This window comes from Rhizobium sp. SVR5-2C, from assembly GCF_056755115.1.
Genome location: NZ_JBNDHT010000301.1, coordinates 1 through 995 on the forward strand (window position 1 = coordinate 1; position 995 = coordinate 995).

A 995-nucleotide genomic window follows, 5' to 3' on the forward strand; every position below is an offset into this window, starting at 1 on the left:
GGGCTTTGCGCAAAGGCCGCCATCATGTTCGGGGTGAACCCGATGTTCTTGGTGAACGCATCGAGTGTCTGTTTGGATTCGGCCGGCACCTGTTCCGGTTTCAGGGCAATAATTCTAGGCATCGTAGTCTCCATAAGTTATTGGTTGAGTTGAGAATTATGCGAAGTCCAGGACATCGGCCACGGGCATGCGCGGCTTCTGCGGCCAGTTGCCGGCCCGCTCCGGTCCGACGGTCAGCAACATCACCGGGATTTCGTCTTCGGCGAGGTTGAACACGCTGTGCACCGCCTCGGCGTTGAAGCCGATCATCGGCGTCGAGCCGAGGCCGAGGGAGCGGGCTGCATAGATGATCGCCGCGGTGCCAAAGGTCGCAGTGCGTACTGCCTCGTCGCGCTGCCGCTGGGGTTGATCGTCATAAAGGCCGCGAGCGGGAGCCTCCCATTCCGGCACCAGGTGCGCCGGCATGATGCCGGCTTCCACGACCGGGGCCAGGCGCTCAGGGACGGTGCTGGCATCGGCCAACCGGCCGATAACGATGAAGGTAACGGCGGCATCGGTGATCGCGGGCTGATCCCAGGCGATGGGGCGCAACCGAGCCTTTGCTTCGGGTGTACGGACGGCAATAAACCGCCAGTTCTGCAGATGGAAGGAGGTCGGCGCCGACGTGCCGATCCGCACCAGGTCGCGGATCTGATCATCGCTCAGTGTGGCGGTTGGGTCGTAGTACTTGGCAGCGCTACGGCTCAGAATGTTTTCGATCACGGCGTTCGTCGGCGTCACGCGTGTCGGCGCGGTCCGCGCATGGGTTTCGGCGGCTGCGGCGGTTGCCGTTTCGTTAGAGGCGATGCTGATGTAGTTCATTTGGGTGGCTCCTCATCAAGTGATTGTGGAGCCCAATTTACGGCCGACGGTGAAAATATCGAGACTGTATTTTCTCAATATGATGCGCGAAAGGATCAAATTGAGGCATCGCAATCTCAGGCGCGCGTCTAGCC

General features: G+C 60.8%; 1 protein-coding gene and 1 pseudogene. Both read right to left on the reverse strand.

Annotated elements, in window-relative coordinates; translation table 11 throughout:
• Nucleotides 1–122, reverse strand: a pseudogene (locus tag ACPYOI_RS35780) (carboxymuconolactone decarboxylase family protein); the annotation flags it as partial.
• Nucleotides 123–156: 34 nt separating this feature from the next.
• Nucleotides 157–861, reverse strand: a complete 705-nt coding sequence (locus ACPYOI_RS35785; protein WP_481420236.1) for a nitroreductase family protein — start codon at nucleotides 859–861, stop codon at nucleotides 157–159.
• Nucleotides 862–995: the final 134 nt, after the last annotated feature.